The 18265-nt window shown below is 62.9% G+C and carries 16 protein-coding genes; 3 read left to right on the forward strand and 13 right to left on the reverse strand.

Annotated elements, in window-relative coordinates; genetic code table 11:
* Positions 1–180: 180 nt before the first annotated feature.
* Both ACVW1B_RS31150 and ACVW1B_RS31155 read left to right on the forward strand, forming a co-directional pair.
* Positions 181–1413 (forward strand): hypothetical protein, encoded by a 1233-nt coding sequence (locus tag ACVW1B_RS31150; protein ID WP_253606529.1) that lies wholly within the window; start codon positions 181–183, stop codon positions 1411–1413.
* Between the two features lie 73 nt (positions 1414–1486).
* The gene (locus ACVW1B_RS31155) at positions 1487–2641 is read left to right on the forward strand and encodes a caspase family protein (RefSeq protein WP_253606527.1); all 1155 of its coding nucleotides are present in this window, start codon (positions 1487–1489) and stop codon (positions 2639–2641) included.
* Between the two features lie 13 nt (positions 2642–2654).
* Here the strand turns inward: ACVW1B_RS31155 and ACVW1B_RS31160 are convergent, their stop codons facing one another.
* The 11 genes from ACVW1B_RS31160 to ACVW1B_RS31210 all read right to left on the reverse strand — a co-directional run bounded on the left by ACVW1B_RS31160 (position 2655) and on the right by ACVW1B_RS31210 (position 12189).
* Positions 2655–3218, reverse strand: coding sequence for a DUF488 domain-containing protein (locus tag ACVW1B_RS31160; protein ID WP_256558913.1), 564 nt, complete (start codon positions 3216–3218; stop codon positions 2655–2657).
* On the reverse strand, positions 3211–3420 hold the full coding sequence (locus ACVW1B_RS31165) for a hypervirulence associated TUDOR domain-containing protein (protein WP_057017689.1): 210 nt from the start codon (positions 3418–3420) through the stop codon (positions 3211–3213). Before ACVW1B_RS31165 ends, ACVW1B_RS31160 begins: the two co-directional genes overlap by 8 nt.
* A 319-nt stretch (positions 3421–3739) precedes the next feature.
* A complete protein-coding gene (locus ACVW1B_RS31170; protein WP_253606523.1) occupies positions 3740–4351 on the reverse strand; it encodes a DUF502 domain-containing protein in 612 nt (203 codons plus the stop codon).
* A gap of 233 nt (positions 4352–4584) precedes the next feature.
* Positions 4585–4932 carry an HdeA/HdeB family chaperone gene (locus ACVW1B_RS31175; RefSeq protein WP_253606521.1) on the reverse strand — a complete coding sequence of 116 codons (348 nt, stop codon included), beginning with the start codon at positions 4930–4932 and terminating at the stop codon, positions 4585–4587.
* A gap of 61 nt (positions 4933–4993) precedes the next feature.
* On the reverse strand, positions 4994–6418 hold the full coding sequence (locus tag ACVW1B_RS31180) for an MltF family protein (protein WP_253606519.1): 1425 nt from the start codon (positions 6416–6418) through the stop codon (positions 4994–4996).
* A gap of 172 nt (positions 6419–6590) precedes the next feature.
* Positions 6591–7895, reverse strand: a complete 1305-nt coding sequence (locus ACVW1B_RS31185) for a DUF3300 domain-containing protein (protein WP_253606517.1) — start codon at positions 7893–7895, stop codon at positions 6591–6593.
* A 96-nt stretch (positions 7896–7991) separates the two neighbouring features.
* Positions 7992–9002: an HAD family hydrolase gene (locus tag ACVW1B_RS31190; RefSeq protein WP_253606510.1), complete on the reverse strand. Its 1011-nt coding sequence runs from the start codon at positions 9000–9002 to the stop codon at positions 7992–7994.
* A gap of 73 nt (positions 9003–9075) precedes the next feature.
* Positions 9076–10782, reverse strand: a complete 1707-nt coding sequence (locus ACVW1B_RS31195) for an arylsulfatase (RefSeq protein ID WP_253606508.1) — start codon at positions 10780–10782, stop codon at positions 9076–9078.
* Positions 10782–11756: a formylglycine-generating enzyme family protein gene (locus ACVW1B_RS31200; RefSeq protein WP_256558625.1), complete on the reverse strand. Its 975-nt coding sequence runs from the start codon at positions 11754–11756 to the stop codon at positions 10782–10784. The genes ACVW1B_RS31195 and ACVW1B_RS31200 overlap by 1 nt, the downstream gene beginning before the upstream one ends.
* Positions 11757–11771: 15 nt before the next feature.
* Positions 11772–11912 (reverse strand): hypothetical protein, encoded by a 141-nt coding sequence (locus ACVW1B_RS31205; RefSeq protein WP_253606506.1) that lies wholly within the window; start codon positions 11910–11912, stop codon positions 11772–11774.
* A gap of 31 nt (positions 11913–11943) precedes the next feature.
* Positions 11944–12189: a hypothetical protein gene (locus ACVW1B_RS31210; RefSeq protein WP_229192917.1), complete on the reverse strand. Its 246-nt coding sequence runs from the start codon at positions 12187–12189 to the stop codon at positions 11944–11946.
* Between the two features lie 272 nt (positions 12190–12461).
* Between ACVW1B_RS31210 and ACVW1B_RS31215 the strand changes: the two genes are divergently transcribed.
* Positions 12462–14249, forward strand: coding sequence for a tetratricopeptide repeat protein (locus ACVW1B_RS31215; protein WP_253606505.1), 1788 nt, complete (start codon positions 12462–12464; stop codon positions 14247–14249).
* Positions 14250–14387: 138 nt separating this feature from the next.
* On the opposite strand, the gene ACVW1B_RS31220 is transcribed toward ACVW1B_RS31215, so the two are convergent.
* Both ACVW1B_RS31220 and ACVW1B_RS31225 read right to left on the reverse strand, forming a co-directional pair.
* Positions 14388–14609 carry a hypothetical protein gene (locus tag ACVW1B_RS31220; protein ID WP_143029486.1) on the reverse strand — a complete coding sequence of 74 codons (222 nt, stop codon included), beginning with the start codon at positions 14607–14609 and terminating at the stop codon, positions 14388–14390.
* A gap of 805 nt (positions 14610–15414) precedes the next feature.
* Positions 15415–18249 (reverse strand): autotransporter family protein, encoded by a 2835-nt coding sequence (locus ACVW1B_RS31225; RefSeq protein WP_456822710.1) that lies wholly within the window; start codon positions 18247–18249, stop codon positions 15415–15417.
* Positions 18250–18265 lie beyond the last annotated feature (16 nt).

Raw genomic sequence — 18265 nt, forward strand, 5'->3', positions numbered from 1 at the left:
TCGGATCGCGACGGCGCCCGACGCAGCTTCAACGTGCCGGCACGGCCGTTTCCGGCGAAATAAATCCGCCCATCAGGATAATTCCGAGCCCGGAACGGCCGGCTCGGCCGTTCAACTGACAGCATGCAAGGCGACGGAAATGCCCGCGCGAGCAGCAACACCGTCAAGCGCGGAGGTCCCATGTCCGTGATCTGCGTCCTGTACTCCAGCAACACCACCTATGATTCGCTGCGCGGCATCCTGGCGATGGCGGCCGCCGAGCTCGACCGGCTCGGGCACGAGGTCAGGATGCTCGATCTGCTGGCGCCGGATTTCTCGACCCGGCTCAACGCCCTGCTGCCGCGGCGTGCCGAGACCATGGCGCTCGGCTTCTCCGGCATTGGGCTCGATATCCACACCAAGGACGGCAGATTGTTCTGGGACGTCGCCCAGATCCCCGTCTTCACCTGGTTCTGCGATCACCCCTGCTATTTCGCCCGGCGTCACGGGCTCGAGAGCCGCTACACCGCGCATGGCTACGTGTTCCCGGACCATGCCGCATTCAACCGCGATCATCTGGGGGCCAATGGCGCCGTGTTCGCGACCCATATGGGCATTCCCGATCCCGGCTTCTTCGGCAGCCTGCCGCCCGAGCGGCGCAACGGCCGGCTGATCTTCGCCAAGTCCGGCTGGAATCCGCTGGCGCTCGAGCGCGGCTGGCGCAAGACGATGCCGCCAAAACTGTTCGCGCTGCTGTTCGACGCAATCGCCGAGGCGCGCGGCAAGACCTGCGGCGCATTTCCGAAGATCATCGTCGACGTCGCCGAGCAGCATCTGGTCTATCTGAAGCCCGGCGGCGACCTGTTCAACGTGATCCTGACCCGGCTCGACAACTACACACGAGGCGTGCGCACCCGCGAGGTGGGCGCCGTGCTTGCCGACTATCCGGTCGACTTCATCGGCGGCGGCTGGAGCGATCTCGACGTCAGCGGGCGTCCGGCCCGCGTGCTCGGCGCGATGACCTTCGATGCGATGCGCGAAGGCCTCGGCAGCTACCTTGCCGCGGTCTCGCTCAATCCCAATATCGACCTGTCGGTGCATGACCGGGTGTTCTTCGCGCTCGGCGCCGGCACCGTGCCGGTGTTCGACGCCAACCGCTTCTCGGCCGCGGAGATGCCGCATCTCGCCCGCTTCAGCTTCGGCCAGGACGCGATGAGCATCGCCGCCGCCGTCGAGGCCGTGCTTGCCGATCCCTCGGCAGCGCAGGCGGCGGCCGCGACCACCTTGCGCGAGCTTTATCCGCGCTTCTCGATGCAGCGGTCGGTGCAGGACATCCACGAGATCACGATGTCGATCGCGGGCGCCGCCGGCGCCAGTTTGTTGCCGGCCGAGCCGGTGCCGGCCGGCGTCTGGACGCCGAAGCAGGCGGCCTGATCGCGCGCCATTTCCGTGGCTGGCTCGCGCCGGCTGCGCTACCATGCACCCGTCACCTCCGATCGGGGCCAGCATGAATCGCCGCGCGTTTGTCTCGGGACTGGCCGTTGCCGCGGCGCTGGCGGGCTTCGCCTTGCCGGCTGCGGCCGACGGCAAGCGGGTGGCGCTGGTGATCGGCAATGGTGCCTACAAAAGCGTGCCGGCACTGTCCAATCCGCCGAATGATGCCGGCGATATCGCCGCCGCGCTGAAGCGCCTCGGCTTTGCCGTGACGCTGATCACCAATGCCGGCTTCGACGAGATGCGGCGCGGCCTGATCGCATTCGGACGCAATGCCGCCGGCGCCGATATGGCCGCGGTGTACTTCGCCGGCCATGGCATGGAGGTCAACGGCGACAACTGGCTGATCCCGGTCGATGCCGAGCTGAAGCGCGACACCGACGCCGCCAATGAAGCGATCAGCCTGCAAAGCGTGATGCTGCAGGTCTCCAACACCGGAAGTCTCGGCCTCGTCATCCTCGATGCTTGCCGCAACAATCCGTTCGCGGCGAAGATGAGCCGCTCGCTCGCCACCCGCGCCGCCGCTGGCAGCGGGCTCGGCCGCATCGAGCCGGTCGGCAATGTGCTGGTCGCCTATGCCGCGCGCGACGGCACCATTGCGCTCGACGGCGACGGCCGCAACAGCCCGTTCGCCGCGGCGCTGCTCCGCAACATCGAGACGCCGGGCGTCGAGGTCACCTTCATGTTCCGCAACGTCCGCGACGACGTGATGGAGGCGACGCGCAACGCGCAGCAGCCGTTTGTGTACGGCTCGCTGTCACGCAAGGCGATCTACCTCGTGGCCGCTCCGCCCGCCGACGCCGCCGCCACGAAACAGGCGAACGCTGCGCCGGCAGCCGCCGCATTGTCAGCGCCATCGGCGACAGCAGCCGGCGCGATCGATCCCGCGCTAGTCGGCACCTGGGAGATGATGGTGCCGGGTGGCCGCGGCCAGTCGCGCTGGATCTGGAAGATCATGGCCGACGGCACCTATCAATTCCACGCCGAGCCCTCCCGCGCCGCGCGCCCGCACGAAGGCACCGTCAGCTTCGCCAACGGCCGCTGGACGCTGCATGCGCTGAGAGGACTGAGGAACTACAGCGACGGCGGCTCCTACGAGGTCCGCGACGCCATTGCCGTGATCACCGGCAAGCTCGGCACCGGCTATTGGAAACGCAGTGTTGAGTGAGGCTGCCGTCCTCTCATAAATCCAGTTCACCCGTAGCCGGATAGACCACCGTGCCGTCGCCCTGGATGACGGCGCCCTCGGTGAGACGGGCGGGCTCGAGGCGGCCCTCCCCCATGATGTGGACGACGGTCTCGCCGGACGCAATGAGGTAGTCGGCGACGATGCGGCGGTGGCAGCGCCACCACACCGCTTCCGAGCACATCATCGCACAGCGTTGCCAGTGCCCTTCCTCGCGCAGATGCTGCAGCGCTGCACGAAACTGCGGCGACAACGCATAGTCGGCGTAGTTGTGAAAACTCTCGTTGCTCCAGAACCCGTTGACGGACGGCGCCACGCTTCGCGCCTTGCCGCGGAGCCCGCCGAGATCGGCCAGATGCTCATACGAGATGCCCGCGGCCTTAAGCGGCTTGGGCAGCGTATCCTTGTTGAACTGCGGATTGGTTCGCGACCGCGGCACCGTTCGGATGTCAACGATACGCTCGATCATGGCCGCGCCGAGGAGAGCGATGAAATCTTCGAGGCTGCGGGTGGAATGACCGATCGTGAAGAGCGGAAGCGCCACGTCTTTGCTAGGCATGATGCAGCGCGCTGCCCTTGTGGGCCGCGACATGATCGGTCTTGTCGCTCTTGATCTCGTATTGCGGATCGGCTTCCGAGGCGCGGTGGGTGTGCCCCTTGTAGTCGAAATCGCTGATGTGGACCGCGATGATGGTGCCGGAGACGCGGCCGGCCTCGGAATTCCAGCTGACGTGATCCCCGACTTTGAATTTCCTGGCCATCGTTGCAGGCTCCTTCAGGCGCGAAATTGATCGTACGATACGCCGCCAATCGACGGCACGGGACTAAAAAAGCCCGCCGGAGCAAACGAGCTCGCAGCCGGCCAAGTTCCTGCCTCGCATTAGGGGTTCACTCGCAAATTGATGGTCTGCGTTGCGGTATCCCGGAAGCTTGCCGCCGCCGTCCGGAATTCGATAGCGGGATTGATTGACGAAGCGATACCGGCAACGGATACAGCAAGTTACAAGTTATATGGCTCAACGCGCAAGCCTGACAGAAAGCTCGGTCAGATTCCCTCGTCACTTACGTGGATCCGCGGAATCAAGTTGCTGCCCTGCTCAGATCTTCTCCTTTGAGGGCCGCCGCGGATCCAATGCCGACATTGGTCACGATTGCCCTCGCCTGCAACATCGACATGCTCAGAGGACGAATGCGATCGACCGAGCAATATCTGACAATGCCGACCAACGGCGTCGGCGCCTGCGGGACGAAGACAGCCACCCAGTCGTTCTCGAGTGTCTCGAGGAGATATCCGAGCTGCCAGCCACCCTCGACGTTCACTAGCACTGGCTTGAACTCATCGCTGGCGCCTTCGGCTTGAGCAAGGCCTTGAGCCATACTCTTCACCATCTGGTACTGCGGAAGGCTGCCAAGAAATGATTTTTCGACCCATGCGCTAATCCGAGAGCCGGTTTTGGTTCGCGCGACGATGCCGGCGAGGAACGACACCAGGATCAATAAAGCCACTGCCACGACTGTAACAATTCCAATGCCTGCGACCTTTCCGATCTGGTCGAAATGAAGGGCATGAGACACCGGAAGCGCGGCCTTCACCGCCAGACGCATCGCGTGGCTGAGAATCGCCAGTACAAGAGCGACGGGCAGGAGAAACAGTGCGCCTCCGATTAAGGTCGTTTTCAAAAACTCCTTCATTGCCGCGGCCTCTCCATTTGCACACGCCGTTTGAAACCGGGCCTTTCGCCAACAGCCGAAAGAACTCGCCCGGATCGACAAGAACGGCCATGGCGCATCGAGCGTCAACAGACCGCCCACGTCGCCACAACCATCGCGTCCCGATGCGGATCATTGCGATGCTTGGCGAGTGAACGGGCAGTGCGGCGAGACATCCCGGTCTCGCCGCACCGGTTGCCTCGGGGAGCCGCCGATCATTTCTCGTTCTTGAAGAGAACGTCGATGGCCTGGATCACCACCTTGAGTTCCGGGTGGGCCTTGCAATACACAATGACTTCGTGCTCGCCAGATTTGGTCCGCGTAATATGGGCAAAATGCTTCTTCGCGAGGCCGTTGTACCAGCCGCTGTACCAAATCGCGAGAAAGTCGGCGTCCTCCTGATAAGTGTTGGCGAGTTGCGCGCAGGTCAAAGCCTGCACATCAATGAACCCTTTCGAGTCCATGTAGGTCGAGAGCGGGACCTGGGCATGAACAGAAGCAATCGAGATGACGAGGGCGCCAAGGCTGAGCCCAATCTGGTTCATGAAGGATTTGCGTTTCATGATTAGTCTCCTCTTGATTTTGGTCCACCACCCAAGCCAGCGAACACTTTGAACAAACCGATCATTTCTGCGATGGGTCGGCCGTTGCGCTCGCCGGAGCGGGCGAGCGAAGCGACTCGTAGGAGATGTAGTACTTGTAGATCTTGCCGACGTACTGAACCGTCTCCTGCCCGACGATCGCAGCCGCGCCGTTCTCGACATTGTCGAACCAGACGGTCGAGTCGAAGCCGTGCTTGCTCGCATAGTCCCGGAAACGCTTCAGGTTTCCCGGGCCTGCATCATACGCCGCCAGGGCCATGAACACGCGCTCGCGCGGATCGGTGACCGAAGCGTCGACATAGGTATCCGCCAGGTAGCGCAGGTATTTGGAGCCGGCGTGGATATTGGTGTCGGCACTGGCCGCGACGCCGGTGATCTCGATCGGCTTCTCCTTCGCGGTACTGGGCTTGATCTGCATGATGCCGGTGGCGCCGGAGGCATTGTGGCAGGCCTGGTCGAGCTCTGACTCCTGATAGCCCTGTGCAGCGAGCAGGACGGGGTCGATGGAGTATTGCACCCCGTACTTTTCGAAAGATCCGCGCAGCGTCTTGAACTTCTCCGCCTCGGTGTGCGCGAGGGCGTTCTTCAGAGGCTTCGCCGTCTTGAAATAGCGTGCACGCAGGTCGTTGCCGAATTCAGTTCCGATTTTGTGAGTACTGACGAATTCAGCGAGCTCCTTCCTGAGCGCCGGACTGTCCTTCCGGATCGCCCAGGCGATGTCGCCGCCTTCGTTGATCGCAATATCGTCGCGCACCGTCAGCCCGTTCAGGAGGCCCGCCCACGCCTGCGCCTTGAAGCGGTCGACGACGGCCCAGGGCAACAGGCCGGTGCTCACCATCTCCAGCAAGTCCTCGTCCTCGAGGTTCTTGTCGGCTGGCTTGACGACGATGCGTTCCAGCCCCTTGGCTGCCCGGTCCGCGTTGAGCGCGTTCAGGTGCTCGAAATGGCTGCTGGCTTCCCGGACGAAAATCGTCTTTCCACCGAGCTCGTTCAGCGAGCCGATGCTCGGCGCCGCAGATCCCGTCACGAGCACTTCGCGAACGCCGGATGCCCAAGGATCAGCGAAGTCAACCAACTTGCTCCGATCCGGCGTGACCGTGAGCAGGCCGGCGGCGATATCGCCCTTTCCGGCGATCAAGTCACCCAGCAGTCTGTCGCGCCTGGTGGGTACGAAGCCGACATAGATCCTCTGCTTCTTCCTGCCGTACCGCTTGTTCAGCCAGCCCTCGAACTCGACGCCGAGTTCGGCTTCGAAGCCGAGTGTCTCGCCCTTGTCGACGAAGAACGATGTCCTGTCGGTCGGCACGAGAATGCGCACGAGTTTGCGCTTCAGCATGCCATCGAAGTCGCCCTCCCAGACCTTAAGGGACGGCAGCGCCAGGACCTGTGGATCGGCCCTGGCTGATTTTTCTGCCACGACGACGGCGGCGGCGGTTGCGAAGGCCATGGCGAATAACCTGGGACTTGCGTAGGTCGATGAAAAAATCATTGATCCAACCAATCATTTGAAACGTGCCGCTGAAATCTGCCTGGACGTTACCTCTCTTCGTGGAAGATGTATTGTAATTATGCAGCAACCTGGGCTCGCAGATGTCGACGCGCGAGCCCAGGCACTCTGATCAGCGCCGCCGGCCACCTCCATGGAAACCGCCCCCTCCCCGGAAACCGCCACCTCCGCGGAAACCGCCCACGCGGCCGCCTCCGTGGAAGCCGCCGGCCCGCATGCCGCCGCGGATTGCGGCCGGCCGGCCGCCTGCGTGAACACGTCCGCTGACGCGCGAGCGCGTGACGCTCCTGTGCGAGATCGCGGCGCGATTGCCGGCACCTGTGCGAGCACGCGTGACACTCCTGCTGCTGGTGCGGCGCGATACCGAGGCACCGCGATTGCCGGCGCGTTGCGAGACCGCGGTCCTGGCCCGGCCAGCACCCGCATTCGAGACCCTGCCGCCGGGACCACCGGTGCGATTGCGCAGCGCCTCGCGCGCGGCGGGGGTATTGCTGCTGCCGAACCGCCTCGCCACGCCGGCATCGCGATAGGCAACTCCGCCGCGATGCGCCGGATTGTGGGCCCAATTGGTGTTTCTGATGTTGGTGCGGTTGAACTGGTTATAGCGGTTGACGTTGACATAGACGCTGCGGCCCCACCAGTTGCAGCCGCCCCAGATCGCAGCGCCGACGGCCACGCTGGCGGTGAAGCCGATCACGCCCGCGGCGACATAGCCTGGCGGAGACCAATAGAACGGCTGGTAGTCGGGATAATCCCAGGCCCCGTAGACGACGCCGGGATCGTAGACCGGGACGTAATACTGGTCGGGATCGACCGGCTCGATCGAGATCGCCTGCTGCATGCCGGAGGGCGCGGTCACACCGGCGGGAGGCGCGCTCTTTATCACCTTCTGCTGCGGCGTCGACTTGAGATTGCCCGCGGCCTCCGCGCGCTGGCGCAGGGTCTGCACGGCGCTCATCACGTCCTGTTCCTGAGCGAGGAATGCATCGCCAAGCTGCTGGGTCCAGTCGAGTTTGTCGTTCATCATCTGAAGAACCTGCGGCACCGCCGCGAGGGCCTTGACGCTCGGATCCCACGACTGCTTCTGCATGGCGTCTTCGAGCGCCTTGCCGGTGACGGTCTTGTTGTCTTGCGACCAGCGCGCCGCCTCGACGACTTCCAACGGATAGGTCGACGCCATCAGGATCTGCGACAGCAGCGCGTCCGGATAGAGCGCGATCGGCGCCACCAGTTGCTCGATCTGTCCGTTCGGAAGCTTGCTGGCTGTCGGGGCCGGCGGCGGCGCGGCGGCCTGGTCCTGGGCTGGCTTCTGGTCCGCGGGTGTCTGCGCATATGCCGGGCCCCCCAGCATCAGACCAACCGCCAGCGCCGCGCTCGCGAAGGTAACCCGACGCATTCCCGGAAGAAGTTTTGTCATGATGCCTCCTCGTTCTTCGTCTCGCTTGCATCACCGGCGGCGCCGGCGTGCTCCGCGGCGCCGGGCGTCAGCGATGCCTACGCAATCGTTCGGCCTCTATTCAAAGCGGAACATGCGTTTCCAGTCGTCCTTCATGCTGACAACGATCCAGCCATTGGAGTTCGCCGCGTCGAGCGCCTTGTCGAGTTTGCCGAATGAGGACTTCCGATCGTATGCATATTCTCGTTCGGCATCGGTGTGATGCACGATCAGGCCGAAGCGTTTCCCCGATGATTGCGTCGCCCATTGCAGCATCTGGAAGTCGCCGTCCGAATTGCCGAAGGCCGCGATCGGCCGGCGGCCGATATGCGAGTTGATGCCGACCGGCTTGCCGGGTCCGTCGTCGACGAGATCGATCGCCGGCAGCCGGATCAGTGTCGGCTTCCCCTTGTCGATCTCGAACTTCGTCTTGATGCTCGATCCGACGACCTGCTCCGGCGGGATGCCATAGACCCGCTCGCTCCATGGCCGCATGAACTCGATGCCGCCGCCCGAGACAATGAAGGTCTTGAAGCCATTGGCCCGCAGACAGGCGAGCAGTTCCAGCATCGGCTGGTAGACGAGATCGGTATAAGGCCGGTTGAACTTCGGGTGACGCGCCGACTTGATCCAGTCGCCGGCGATCTGCGCGAACTCGGCCGTTGTCATGCCGGCATGGGTCGCCATGACCAGTTCGACCAGGCCCTTCTCGCCGGCCTTGGCCAGCGCAGCGATGTCGTTGTCGAGAACCGCCCTGAACGGCTGCTTCCGCTTCCATTCCGGATGCTGGCCCGCCAGCGCCTTCACCCGGTCGAGCGCAAACGCAAGCTGCACATACATCGGCTGCTCGCACCACAGCGTGCCGTCATTGTCGAATGTCGCGATGCGCTCCGGCGCCGGCACGAAATCCGGCGTGCCTTCCCGCGTCACCGCCGCGACGAAGTCAAGGATCGACTGCTTCGCCCGGCCGTCATTCCAGGAAGGAAGAGGATCTTCCTGCGCAAGCGCATGACCGCCAGAGGTCGCTGTCGCAGCCGATATCAGAAGACCTGCAAGGACCGAACGACGACCGACCGGATTCCCCGTCATGAGTCCCCTTTCCTGTTCTCACATGAAGCAAGTCAGAACGGCCCCGCGTTCCGGGGCCGCTCTGTTCGCGTGTCTAGTTGCCTGTGGGCAAGCCGATCTGGAAGCCGTCCTTGGCGAGTTGATCCCTGAAGAACGCGAAGCGCTCATACTGTTGGATTGTGATCGGTCCCGCGTAGGTCTCGCTCTGTATCTTGCGAGGGGGATACTTCACATAGGTCTGCATCAGATCCTTGATCGCGGCATTGATGGAAACCAAGGACCAGGTGTGCTCGGTGTAGTTGTTCATGAAGATGTCGTAGCGCTCCTGCGGGTCCTGCCAGAGATCGAAGACCTGCGGAACGGTCGCCACGTAGGACTCCGGTCCCTTCCAGCCGAGGTTGCTGTCGACCGCCAGACCGCCGGTCTTTGCGCCGTTGTCGCCGCGCAGATTGAACACCGCCTTGTAATTGCCGACACGGGCTGCGCCAGGCGAGAGCTCGGATTCCGTGAAATAGAACCAGTTCTTGCGCTCGGACTTGCCGGTTCCGAACAGGATCGGCGACATGTCGATGCTGTCGAAGATGATGGGCTTACCCTCGCGATCGTTCTCCGGCAGCTTCACGCCGGCAAGCTTCGCGAACGTCGCCATGTAATCGAGGCCGCCGACGATGTCCGAATTCTTCGAACCGGCCTTGATGCCTGGGCCCCACGCAAGCGACGGGACGCGGTTGCCGCCCTCGCGAACCGTGCCCTTGGTGCCGCGGAACGGTGTGTAGCCGGCGTCCGGATAGACGTCCTGCCAGGCGCCGTTGTCGGTCGTCCAGAACACATATGTGTTCTTGTCGAGGCCGAGGGACCGCACCTTGTCCATGATGCGGCCGATACGCGTGTCGTTCTCGACCACGGAATCGGCGTACTTGCTCTTGGACATCGACTTGCCCTGGAATTCGGGCGCCGGCATGTTGGGCTGGTGCACCTTCATGAAGTTGATGCTCATGAAGAACGGGCCCGATGACTTGTTGCGGTCCAGATACTCGAGCGAGGCCTTCTCGACGTAGTCGTCGAAGAAGGGAATGCCGACGACGCCCTTGTCCGGCGTGTTGACGTACTGGCCGTTGATCTTGAAATCTTCCTTCGCCGGCTGCCCGGCATTTCCGGAAAGTGCGCCTTTGGTGACCTTCTCGAACATCGCCCTCAATTCGGGGTCCATGTCGGGAAACCAGGTCGGATCGGCGTAGGTGTACGCGTTGAGATGATAAAGGCCGGCATACTTCATCTCGTCGTAGCCTTGCGCGCTCGGCAACGCATAGTCGGCCTCGCCAAGGTGCCATTTGCCCGTGAAGAACGTTTTGTAACCGCCGGTCTTCAAAACCGAGGCAAGCGTCCATTCCGCCGCCGGCATGCCGCCGCCCTGGCCCTGGAACGCGACGGTCGTCATGCCGCTGCGATTTGGAATCCGGCCGGTTTGCACCGCGGCACGTCCAGGCGTGCAGCTCGGCTGCGCGTAGAAGGACATGAATTGCAGTCCTTCATTCGCGAGGCGATCGATGTTCGGCGTTGGCATGCCGCGATTTTCGCCGCCGCCATAGGGCCCGGAGTCACCATAACCAAAATCATCCGACAGGATCAGGATGATGTTCGGCTTTGCGCCGCCGGCGGCGCTAGAGGGTTGCGTGGTCGCTTGCGCCTGGGCTGTCTGGATGGGCGCCATTGCCGAGAAGGCGGCGATGGTGGCGAGCGAACTAGAGGCCGCGAGCAGGTTGCGGCGGCTGAAGGTCTCTGTCGTTGTCTTCTCAGTCATCACTTTCTCCCTGAACGTGTAATGCAGCGAAATCCGAGATGGCTGGTCGACGTATCGATCGGCTCGGCATGGCGCGCCGCCGGTCGATAGCGCCGGCAATAGTTCGGCGCGCAGAGATGCGAGCCGCCCTTGATCACCTTTCGCGGTATCCTGCTGAGCGGCAGCGACGGATCGTGGCTGTCATGCTCGCAGCCGCCCCGCGGGTTCTGGGGAATGCAGCAGGCCTTCTTTGCATCGGCGCGGTGTTTTGGAGCCCACCAGTCGCTGGTCCACTCCCAGACATTCCCGATCATGTCGAACACGCCATAGCCGTTCGGCGGATAGGTCATCACGGGCGAAGTGCGCGCATGGCCGTCCTCGCACCGGTTCTCGAACGGAAAGTGACCTTGCCACGTATTGGCTTGATGCACGCCGCCCGGCACGAATTCATCGCCCCAGGCATACTCAGCACCATCGAGGCCGCCGCGTGCGGCAAACTCCCACTCTGCTTCCGTCGGCAAATCCTTGCCGGCCCATCGCGCATAGGCGAGTGCGTCAGCATGGGTGACGTGCACCACGGGATGGTCGTCCAGCGACTTGATGTTGCTTTTCGGACCATAGGGATGGCGCCAATTCGCGCCCTTGAGCAGCGTCCACCATTGGCCGTAGTCACGAAGATCGACCGGGTGATCCGGCGGCGTGAAGACCAGCGATCCGGCGTAGAGCATGTGCGGGAGCGCATCCGGATAGTCCTTGGGATCCGGAGCGACCTCGGCGAAGGTGACGTGGCCCGCGGCACGCACGAACTGCTTGAATTGCCGGTTCGTCACCGGCGTGCGGTCCATCCAGAACCCGTCGACGCTCACCATGTGGGACGGCGCTTCTTCCGGATAATGCCGATCCGATCCCATGCGAAACGTGCCGCCGGGAATGAAGATGCTGTCTGACGCGCCGGTTTCGTCCACGTTCGCGACCGGTCTCTCGGCAATATTCAAGAAGGTTGCCTCCAGTTACTCGTTGCGGCCGATTGCGTGCTTGGTCGGTTCGGCGGCCTCGCTGCGCAGGTTCTGCGTCTGACCGATCGCACCACGCATCATGTCCGCGGCAAGCACGCCTGATATCGAAAGGTTGATAAGAATCGTATTGTTCACGCACTGCTCCAGTTGTGCGAACGCCCCTGGATCACGGCCGGTTCAGGTGAACCAGAGCCTCGGCTTCCAGTTCGGCAACGAGCCGTTCGTAATCCGCGGCCTTCCGACTTCCTTCGCGGTCTCCTTGCTTTGCCGCTTGTTGCCAACGACGAAGCGCTTTCACAGCTTCGTCATAATCTGCGCAAATGGCTCTAAACTGCGCGTCGCGATTGAAGCAGCGCCGAATGTCAAGTTCGCGCAGCGGAAAGCGGGTCACAATCGCGCGGAACTCCTCCATGATGAACTCGCTTGTGGCCAACGTGACCTTTGCCGCTGGTTCATCGAGGCTTCAAGGTACGAACATGTTCGTACACGGCGCGACGCTCGTTGAGCGCGTCGTCTCAGGCGCGACGGCTTCAAGGCCGATGCGACCAGCTGTCGCTGCAGTCGGGAACTCGTTGTTCCGATGATTGAAAGCTGTCGCGTCAGCGCCGGCTGCTTGTTTCGCTTACGAGTTGCAACATGTATTGGGAAGGCCTACCGTCGAGCGACGATTGGGGTTGCCGGTTGATGCCTGATGTACCCTTCGCTCAAGATGCCGTCAGCGGCTCATCCGATATCCCGCGTCGTGATGATTCCGCGGTGCTGCCGGCGCATGTAGCGAAAGAGCTGGACCGCATCCTCTCGAGTCCGCATTTCCAGGCGAGCGAACGGCGGCAAGCTTTCCTTCGTTTCATTGTCGACGAGACGCTTGCAGGTCGCGCTGAAAGCCTGAAAGGCTACACAATTGCCTTGGCCGTGTTTCGGCGCGACCATTCTTTCGATCCCCAGGCTGACCCTGTCGTCCGTCTTGAAGCTCGACGATTGCGCCGCGACCTCGATAGCTACTACGTGGATTCGGGCCGGGATGATCCGGTACGCATCACAATTCCAAAAGGCTCCTATGTGCCTCATTTTGAGTGGCACAAAATGCATATTGCCGACGCTTCCCCTCGCGAACCTGCTCTTGAACTGCACGATGATTCGACAACTGCTGCTGCTACACGTGCGAATTGGACGACCAAGCCTGGCATCAGGCGCTATGGGCCCGTCGCTGCCGCGCTGGCAGCCGGCGTGGTGGCTTGGATATGGCTTGCAGCAAGACCGCCTCCGTCCCCAATGACGCCACGCGAACCCGCGGTCCTGGTGATGCCATTCACGCCACTGACTCCCGGGGAGAACACGCGGCTCTTCGCCATCGGCATGGGACACGAACTGACCAGCAACCTGTTTCGATTCGGAGGATTCCGGCTCTACACGTCGCCGTCGAACGGGTCCTCCGCAAAAGGCGACGAAGCGCCCCAACCTAATCGTCCTCTCGGTGCTTCCTATGTCGTCCGTGGAAGCGTTCAAACGAGCGCCGAAGAAGTGCAAGTCACGACGACTGTCTTCAATGCCGAGAACGACGAGATCGTATGGATGCGGACATATGCTCGACCGTTCGATCCTCAGTCGCTCATGAATGTCCAGCGCGAGCTCGCAAGCGAAATCGCAACCGTCGTCGGCCAATCCTACGGCGTGGTTAGAAACGACATTCGCGCGGATCCACCGAGGAATATGGAAAGCTATCTCTGCGTCCTGCGCGCTCAGGCCTATCGCAGCACTTTCCGGCGCGTCGACTTCGATCCGGCCATGCAGTGTCTTCAGCAAACCGTTCAGCGGGATCCGCAGTATAGCGATTCATGGGCGATGCTTGGATGGCTGCATCTCGACGCCGGACGGTTGGGCTATTCAGCCGACGGCAATCCGCAAACGGAGTATGACAAGGCCCTTGAGGCAACGTCGCGCGCCATCGCCCTGCAGCCGAACAGTCCCCTGGCGCTGAAGGCCCTGGCTGCGGCCTACCATTTCACGGGACGTTACGCCGATAGTGATCGCATCAGCCATCTGGCGATCGACCTCAACCCCAACGATCCCGACATTCTTGCCCAATTCGGCTGGCGTCTCGCCATCCGCGGGAACTTCTCGGAAGGCGTGCCGATGCTCAAGCGCGCGATCGAGCGCACGTTGCATCCGCCAGCCTGGTATCTTCATTTCATCGCGGTCGACCTTTACTTGAAGGGTGAATACAAGCAGATGCTCGACGTGGCCGAGACGGCATCGTTGCGCGATTCCGGATTCAGCCAACTGTTGATTGCGATAGCGAATACAGAGCTGGGGCGCCGCGATGCGACCCAAACGGCCTTGAAAGGAATGTCGCGGTACAAAGCGTTGGCCGATGATCCGGCCGGCTTCTTGCGCCGCAACGGAGCGGCGGATCAGGTTGTCGACACTCTCGTGGCCGGATTGCGCAAAGCCCAGGCTCTCGTCGCAAGCTGACCTTCCCTGCAGTTTTGGCGCCGCTCAGCCGGCATCTTCGGCTTTCGACGGCCATGCCGCCGTCGCCGTTTTTCACTGCGCATGGAATAGACCGCCCGAAGGCGGCCTTCCATGGGTTAGCGGAAACCAAAGCGATGCTTACGGGCGAATGCCGTTCTTTCGCGCGCAATCCCGATAGGCGGAATAGCCCGCCGAGTTTCGGGCGGCAGTCGCCCCGCTTGTCATGTTCGCACCGCCGGCGGCAGCGGCTTCATTCGCCTGCCTGAAGCATTCAGCACGAATTGCATCGACATTCTTGCCACTATTCTTTGGAGCCGCATTTGCCGGAACCGCGACGAGCAAAACCAGCGCGCCAAGCACTCCTGTCTTCCACATGGTCGTCTCCCTGTAGTGGACCAGCTGCCGTACCGGCCCGCCAATCCTGCTGCGCCGGCACGTGAGCATCAGCATTGTTTCAGGCGGGGAGGTCATCAAGGTACGAACACGTTCGTACCTGCCTTGCGTACCTGCCTTGCGCAGCCGAGGTCCAAAGGATCGAGCTCGGCATTGGCGCTCGCTGCGCTTGCCTCCGAAGCCGCGACGCGCTGCTTTGGACGTGCATTCGGTTCTGAACATGCAGTTTGTGCCAGCGTGACACGTAGTTGAACCAACGGAACGAAGCTCGTGCAGCGGGATTGATCGGGACACCCTTGCAAGGAGTCCGGATATGCGACCAACCAAGGCTTTGCTGGTTCTCAGCTTCATCGCATCTGCAGCAATGATACTTCCTTATGACGCCCAAGCCCGGCCCAGAGGAGCCGGCGCTCGATCGGCTCACTTCCACGGCGGAGGAATGCGGCCTGGTTGGCACGGCGGCGGCACGCGATGGCATGCCGGCGGCTGGCACGGCGGCCGCGCACGTTGGGCCGGCGGCGGCTATTACCGCGGTGGCGGTTACTATCGAGGCGGTTGGGGATGGCCCGGAGCTGCCGCAGCCGGTTTGGCGACCGGTGCAGCCATCGGAGCCGCGACAGCCTACAACTCCTGCTATCAGACGCGAAACGTGTGGAACGGTTACGCGTATGTTCAGCAAAGCGTGAGGGTCTGTTAGGCATTTCCTCGTCCGCTATGCCTGCGCGAGTGCGTTTCGCCGACCCCGTCTGGGTCGGCGTCACGCCCTCGCGCGCTACCAGTTAACGCGCAGTCCGGCTTTCCCGCTGTAGGAGAAGCCGCCACCGTCGAACCGGCTCTGATAGGAAGCGTTGGCATAAAGCGACGTGGTCGACGTGACCTGTCCGCTGATGCCGGCATTGATTTCGCCCCACAGGCCGCCGAGGCTGGCCTGGAATGGAACGAAGCCGGTGTCCGACGAGAACAACGTTTTCGGGTTGCCGAGGAATTCGTTCCACAGGCTCGGACGGATCCAGGCCGTCAGCGTACGCGGACTGTCATCGACCGCCCAGGTTCGGCCAAATCGGGCACCGATCCGGGTGGCGAGCGAATCCACATCCGCAAAGCGGATTTGCGCCGCGATGTCGCTGGCGTCATTGATGTGGATGTTCTGATACACCAGTTGCGCCTGCGGCTCGATGAAGAAGCCGCCGGCGAACTTGAAGGGATATCCACCCTCCACCGACGCAGCCCCACCTTGAGCACCGGTCTTGAGCGCCGGAATGCCGCGATTTGCGCTGCTCGTGATGTCGTAGAACGTGCCTTGCAGGATCGAGTCGATGTACCAGCCGGTCGGTCCGAAATGCGTCCAGTAGCCACCGAGCGTGTAGGCCGAGAAGGTGTTGTCACCCTGGCTGCCATCGAAATGGGTGACCCGCCCGCGCGCGCCGCCGATCGCGAAATACGCCCCCGCCTGGTCGCGCGAACCGTCGGGACCGTCGTGTCGATAGACATCCATGCCCGCCTGCAGCGCCAGGAAATCATAGCTGAAGTGCGGTCCGGCTTCGCCGCCTAACACGCCGAAGCTGTCGCCCTGGTGCACGCCGTTGACTCCAAGCACGCGACCCCATCCGACCCTGGCGTTCTCGGGATTGGCGCGGAAGCGTTCGTCCTCCTCCTCGCCCACGCGTTCATGCAGCGTGTCGAGCAGGCTGCGTCCGTACAACAGCGTCATCGACGGAATTGCCGCGTAGAGCGAAGTCTCCTCGCGATAGTCGGGAATATCGCCGCCGCCGCCATCGGCTCCGCCTCCACCGCCGCCGCCTCCACCGCCGCCTCCGCCTCCTCCACCTCCGCCTCCGCCGCCGCCGCCTCCGCCTCCGCCGCCGCACCTAGGCACGTTGGGCAGATTGGTGCAGTTGACAAGACCGCCACCGCCGCAGGCACGCAGATTGGGATGCGCGACGCAGTCGAGGGTGTCGCGCAGATACCAGGCTTGCGGGTTGCTGGAGTCGACGCTCGAACGATACAGCGAATATTGGTAAGGGCCGGCCAAGACCGGGTGAGACAGGCTGAAGGCACCAGCCGTCGTCGTCGCGCCATTGATCGCGTCGACGACGAGGATTCCGTTGCCGGTGGTGAGCGCGCCGCCACCGGTCGTGTTCGCGATCTTCAGAGACGTATTGCCGGCTGCCGTGCCGCCGTTGATGACGAGCTTGTCCGACGGCGAACCGTCCGTGCCAAGATATGTATTGAGCCCGATGGTGCCGCCCTGGCCGACATAGTTCACTGCCGTCAGCGTCTTGTAGCTCGACAGCTGCGTCGGATCGCCGACAGGGGACGCGAACTGGATCATGCTCGAAGCGTTGATCAAATTGGTGACGTTCGAGTTGCCGGTCATGGTCCAGAGAGAGTTGTTTCTCAGCGCAACGCTGGAGGTGCTGCCGGAGTCGGTGAGCGCAACGCCCTGCAGGGTCGAACTGTCCGCGACAAGGTTGAGTGTGGAGCCGCCGCTGACGTTCAGCCATTGATTGTTGTTCACGACCGCAGTCACGCCGGTCAGGTCTACGCTGCTGGTGCCGCCCGGGGCGGCGATCGACGCACCGTTCGGACTGGTCATGGTGACTCCGGAGAGCGTCGCAGCACCGCCACTTATGTTGAGCGCGTTGGCATCGGCTCCATTGGCCGTCAGTGAGCCACCGGTCATGCTCAGCGTACCGCCGCTTGTCACGCCGGCCGCATGGGTGCTCGCGCCGGAGGTGGTGACCGTCGAGCTGCCGTCGAGCGTGACGCTGCCCGAATTGTCGGCCTGCACTCCGCGGCCCCCGCTGCTGTTCGGAACCGTTACCGTCACGCCGCTCGCCGTGAGCGTGCTTCCGGCACCGCTCGCCTGCAGGCCGATCTCGCCCCCGCCGCTGCCCGTCGCGGCGACGCTGCCTCCCCTCAAGATGATCGCGCCGCCGTCGAGTGCCTTGGCGCCGACATCTCCACCGCCGCCGGAAACCGTGACCGCAACGCCGTTTGCCGTGACAGTGCTTCCGGACGATTGCGCCAAGAGGCCGGTTTCGCCGCCGCCGTTCCCCTCAACGTTGACGGTGCCGCCGGTCAGCGTGACCGCCCCACCGGTGTCCGCGCGCGCGCCAACGTCGTTGCCGCCGCCGCCGGGCATCGAAATGGTTGTACCCGTCGAGCTAATCTGGCTGCCGGTGCCCGTTGCCCACAGGCCGGTGTTGCCGCCACCGCCGACCGCATAGGCGATTGAGCTGTTGAGCAGACTGACCGTCGCCGCGTTGGTCGCCTTCGCAGCGACGTTGTTGCCGGCGCCGTTGAGACTGACGGTGAGTCCTGTCGCGCTGATCTGACTGCCCGTTCCATCAGCGCTCAGCACAGTTCCTCCGCCGCCGAAGGCCGGATTGATGATCGAACCCGACTGAAAGATGATCTGGCCGCCGCTTTGTGCCGACGCGGCAGTGCTCCAGTTGCCGTTGATGCTCGCCCCGGAACTGAAGATGATCGTACCTGCAGCGTCCGCCAAACCGCCGATACTGCCGCCATTGAATGGGTTGATGTTGACGTTGTTGGTCGTGATCTGAGCGCTCGTACTTGCGTGAACGGCAGGCGTTCCGGTCAACGTCGTATTCGCGTCG

This window comes from Bradyrhizobium sp. USDA 4502 (assembly GCF_054063355.1).

What these genes read in the sequence shown, in the direction of transcription:
- ACVW1B_RS31190 (WP_253606510.1), bottom strand. Translation starts at nt 9,002, where the DNA reads ATGACGGGGAATCCGGTCGGTCGTCGTTCGGTCCTTGCAGGTCTTCTG.
- ACVW1B_RS31160 (WP_256558913.1), bottom strand. Translation starts at nt 3,218, where the DNA reads ATGCCTAGCAAAGACGTGGCGCTTCCGCTCTTCACGATCGGTCATTCC.
- ACVW1B_RS31215 (WP_253606505.1), top strand. Translation starts at nt 12,462, where the DNA reads ATGCCTGATGTACCCTTCGCTCAAGATGCCGTCAGCGGCTCATCCGAT.
- ACVW1B_RS31155 (WP_253606527.1), top strand. Translation starts at nt 1,487, where the DNA reads ATGAATCGCCGCGCGTTTGTCTCGGGACTGGCCGTTGCCGCGGCGCTG.
- ACVW1B_RS31170 (WP_253606523.1), bottom strand. Translation starts at nt 4,351, where the DNA reads ATGAAGGAGTTTTTGAAAACGACCTTAATCGGAGGCGCACTGTTTCTC.
- ACVW1B_RS31185 (WP_253606517.1), bottom strand. Translation starts at nt 7,895, where the DNA reads ATGACAAAACTTCTTCCGGGAATGCGTCGGGTTACCTTCGCGAGCGCG.
- ACVW1B_RS31150 (WP_253606529.1), top strand. Translation starts at nt 181, where the DNA reads ATGTCCGTGATCTGCGTCCTGTACTCCAGCAACACCACCTATGATTCG.
- ACVW1B_RS31195 (WP_253606508.1), bottom strand. Translation starts at nt 10,782, where the DNA reads ATGACTGAGAAGACAACGACAGAGACCTTCAGCCGCCGCAACCTGCTC.
- ACVW1B_RS31175 (WP_253606521.1), bottom strand. Translation starts at nt 4,932, where the DNA reads ATGAAACGCAAATCCTTCATGAACCAGATTGGGCTCAGCCTTGGCGCC.
- ACVW1B_RS31165 (WP_057017689.1), bottom strand. Translation starts at nt 3,420, where the DNA reads ATGGCCAGGAAATTCAAAGTCGGGGATCACGTCAGCTGGAATTCCGAG.
- ACVW1B_RS31180 (WP_253606519.1), bottom strand. Translation starts at nt 6,418, where the DNA reads ATGGCCTTCGCAACCGCCGCCGCCGTCGTCGTGGCAGAAAAATCAGCC.
- ACVW1B_RS31210 (WP_229192917.1), bottom strand. Translation starts at nt 12,189, where the DNA reads ATGGAGGAGTTCCGCGCGATTGTGACCCGCTTTCCGCTGCGCGAACTT.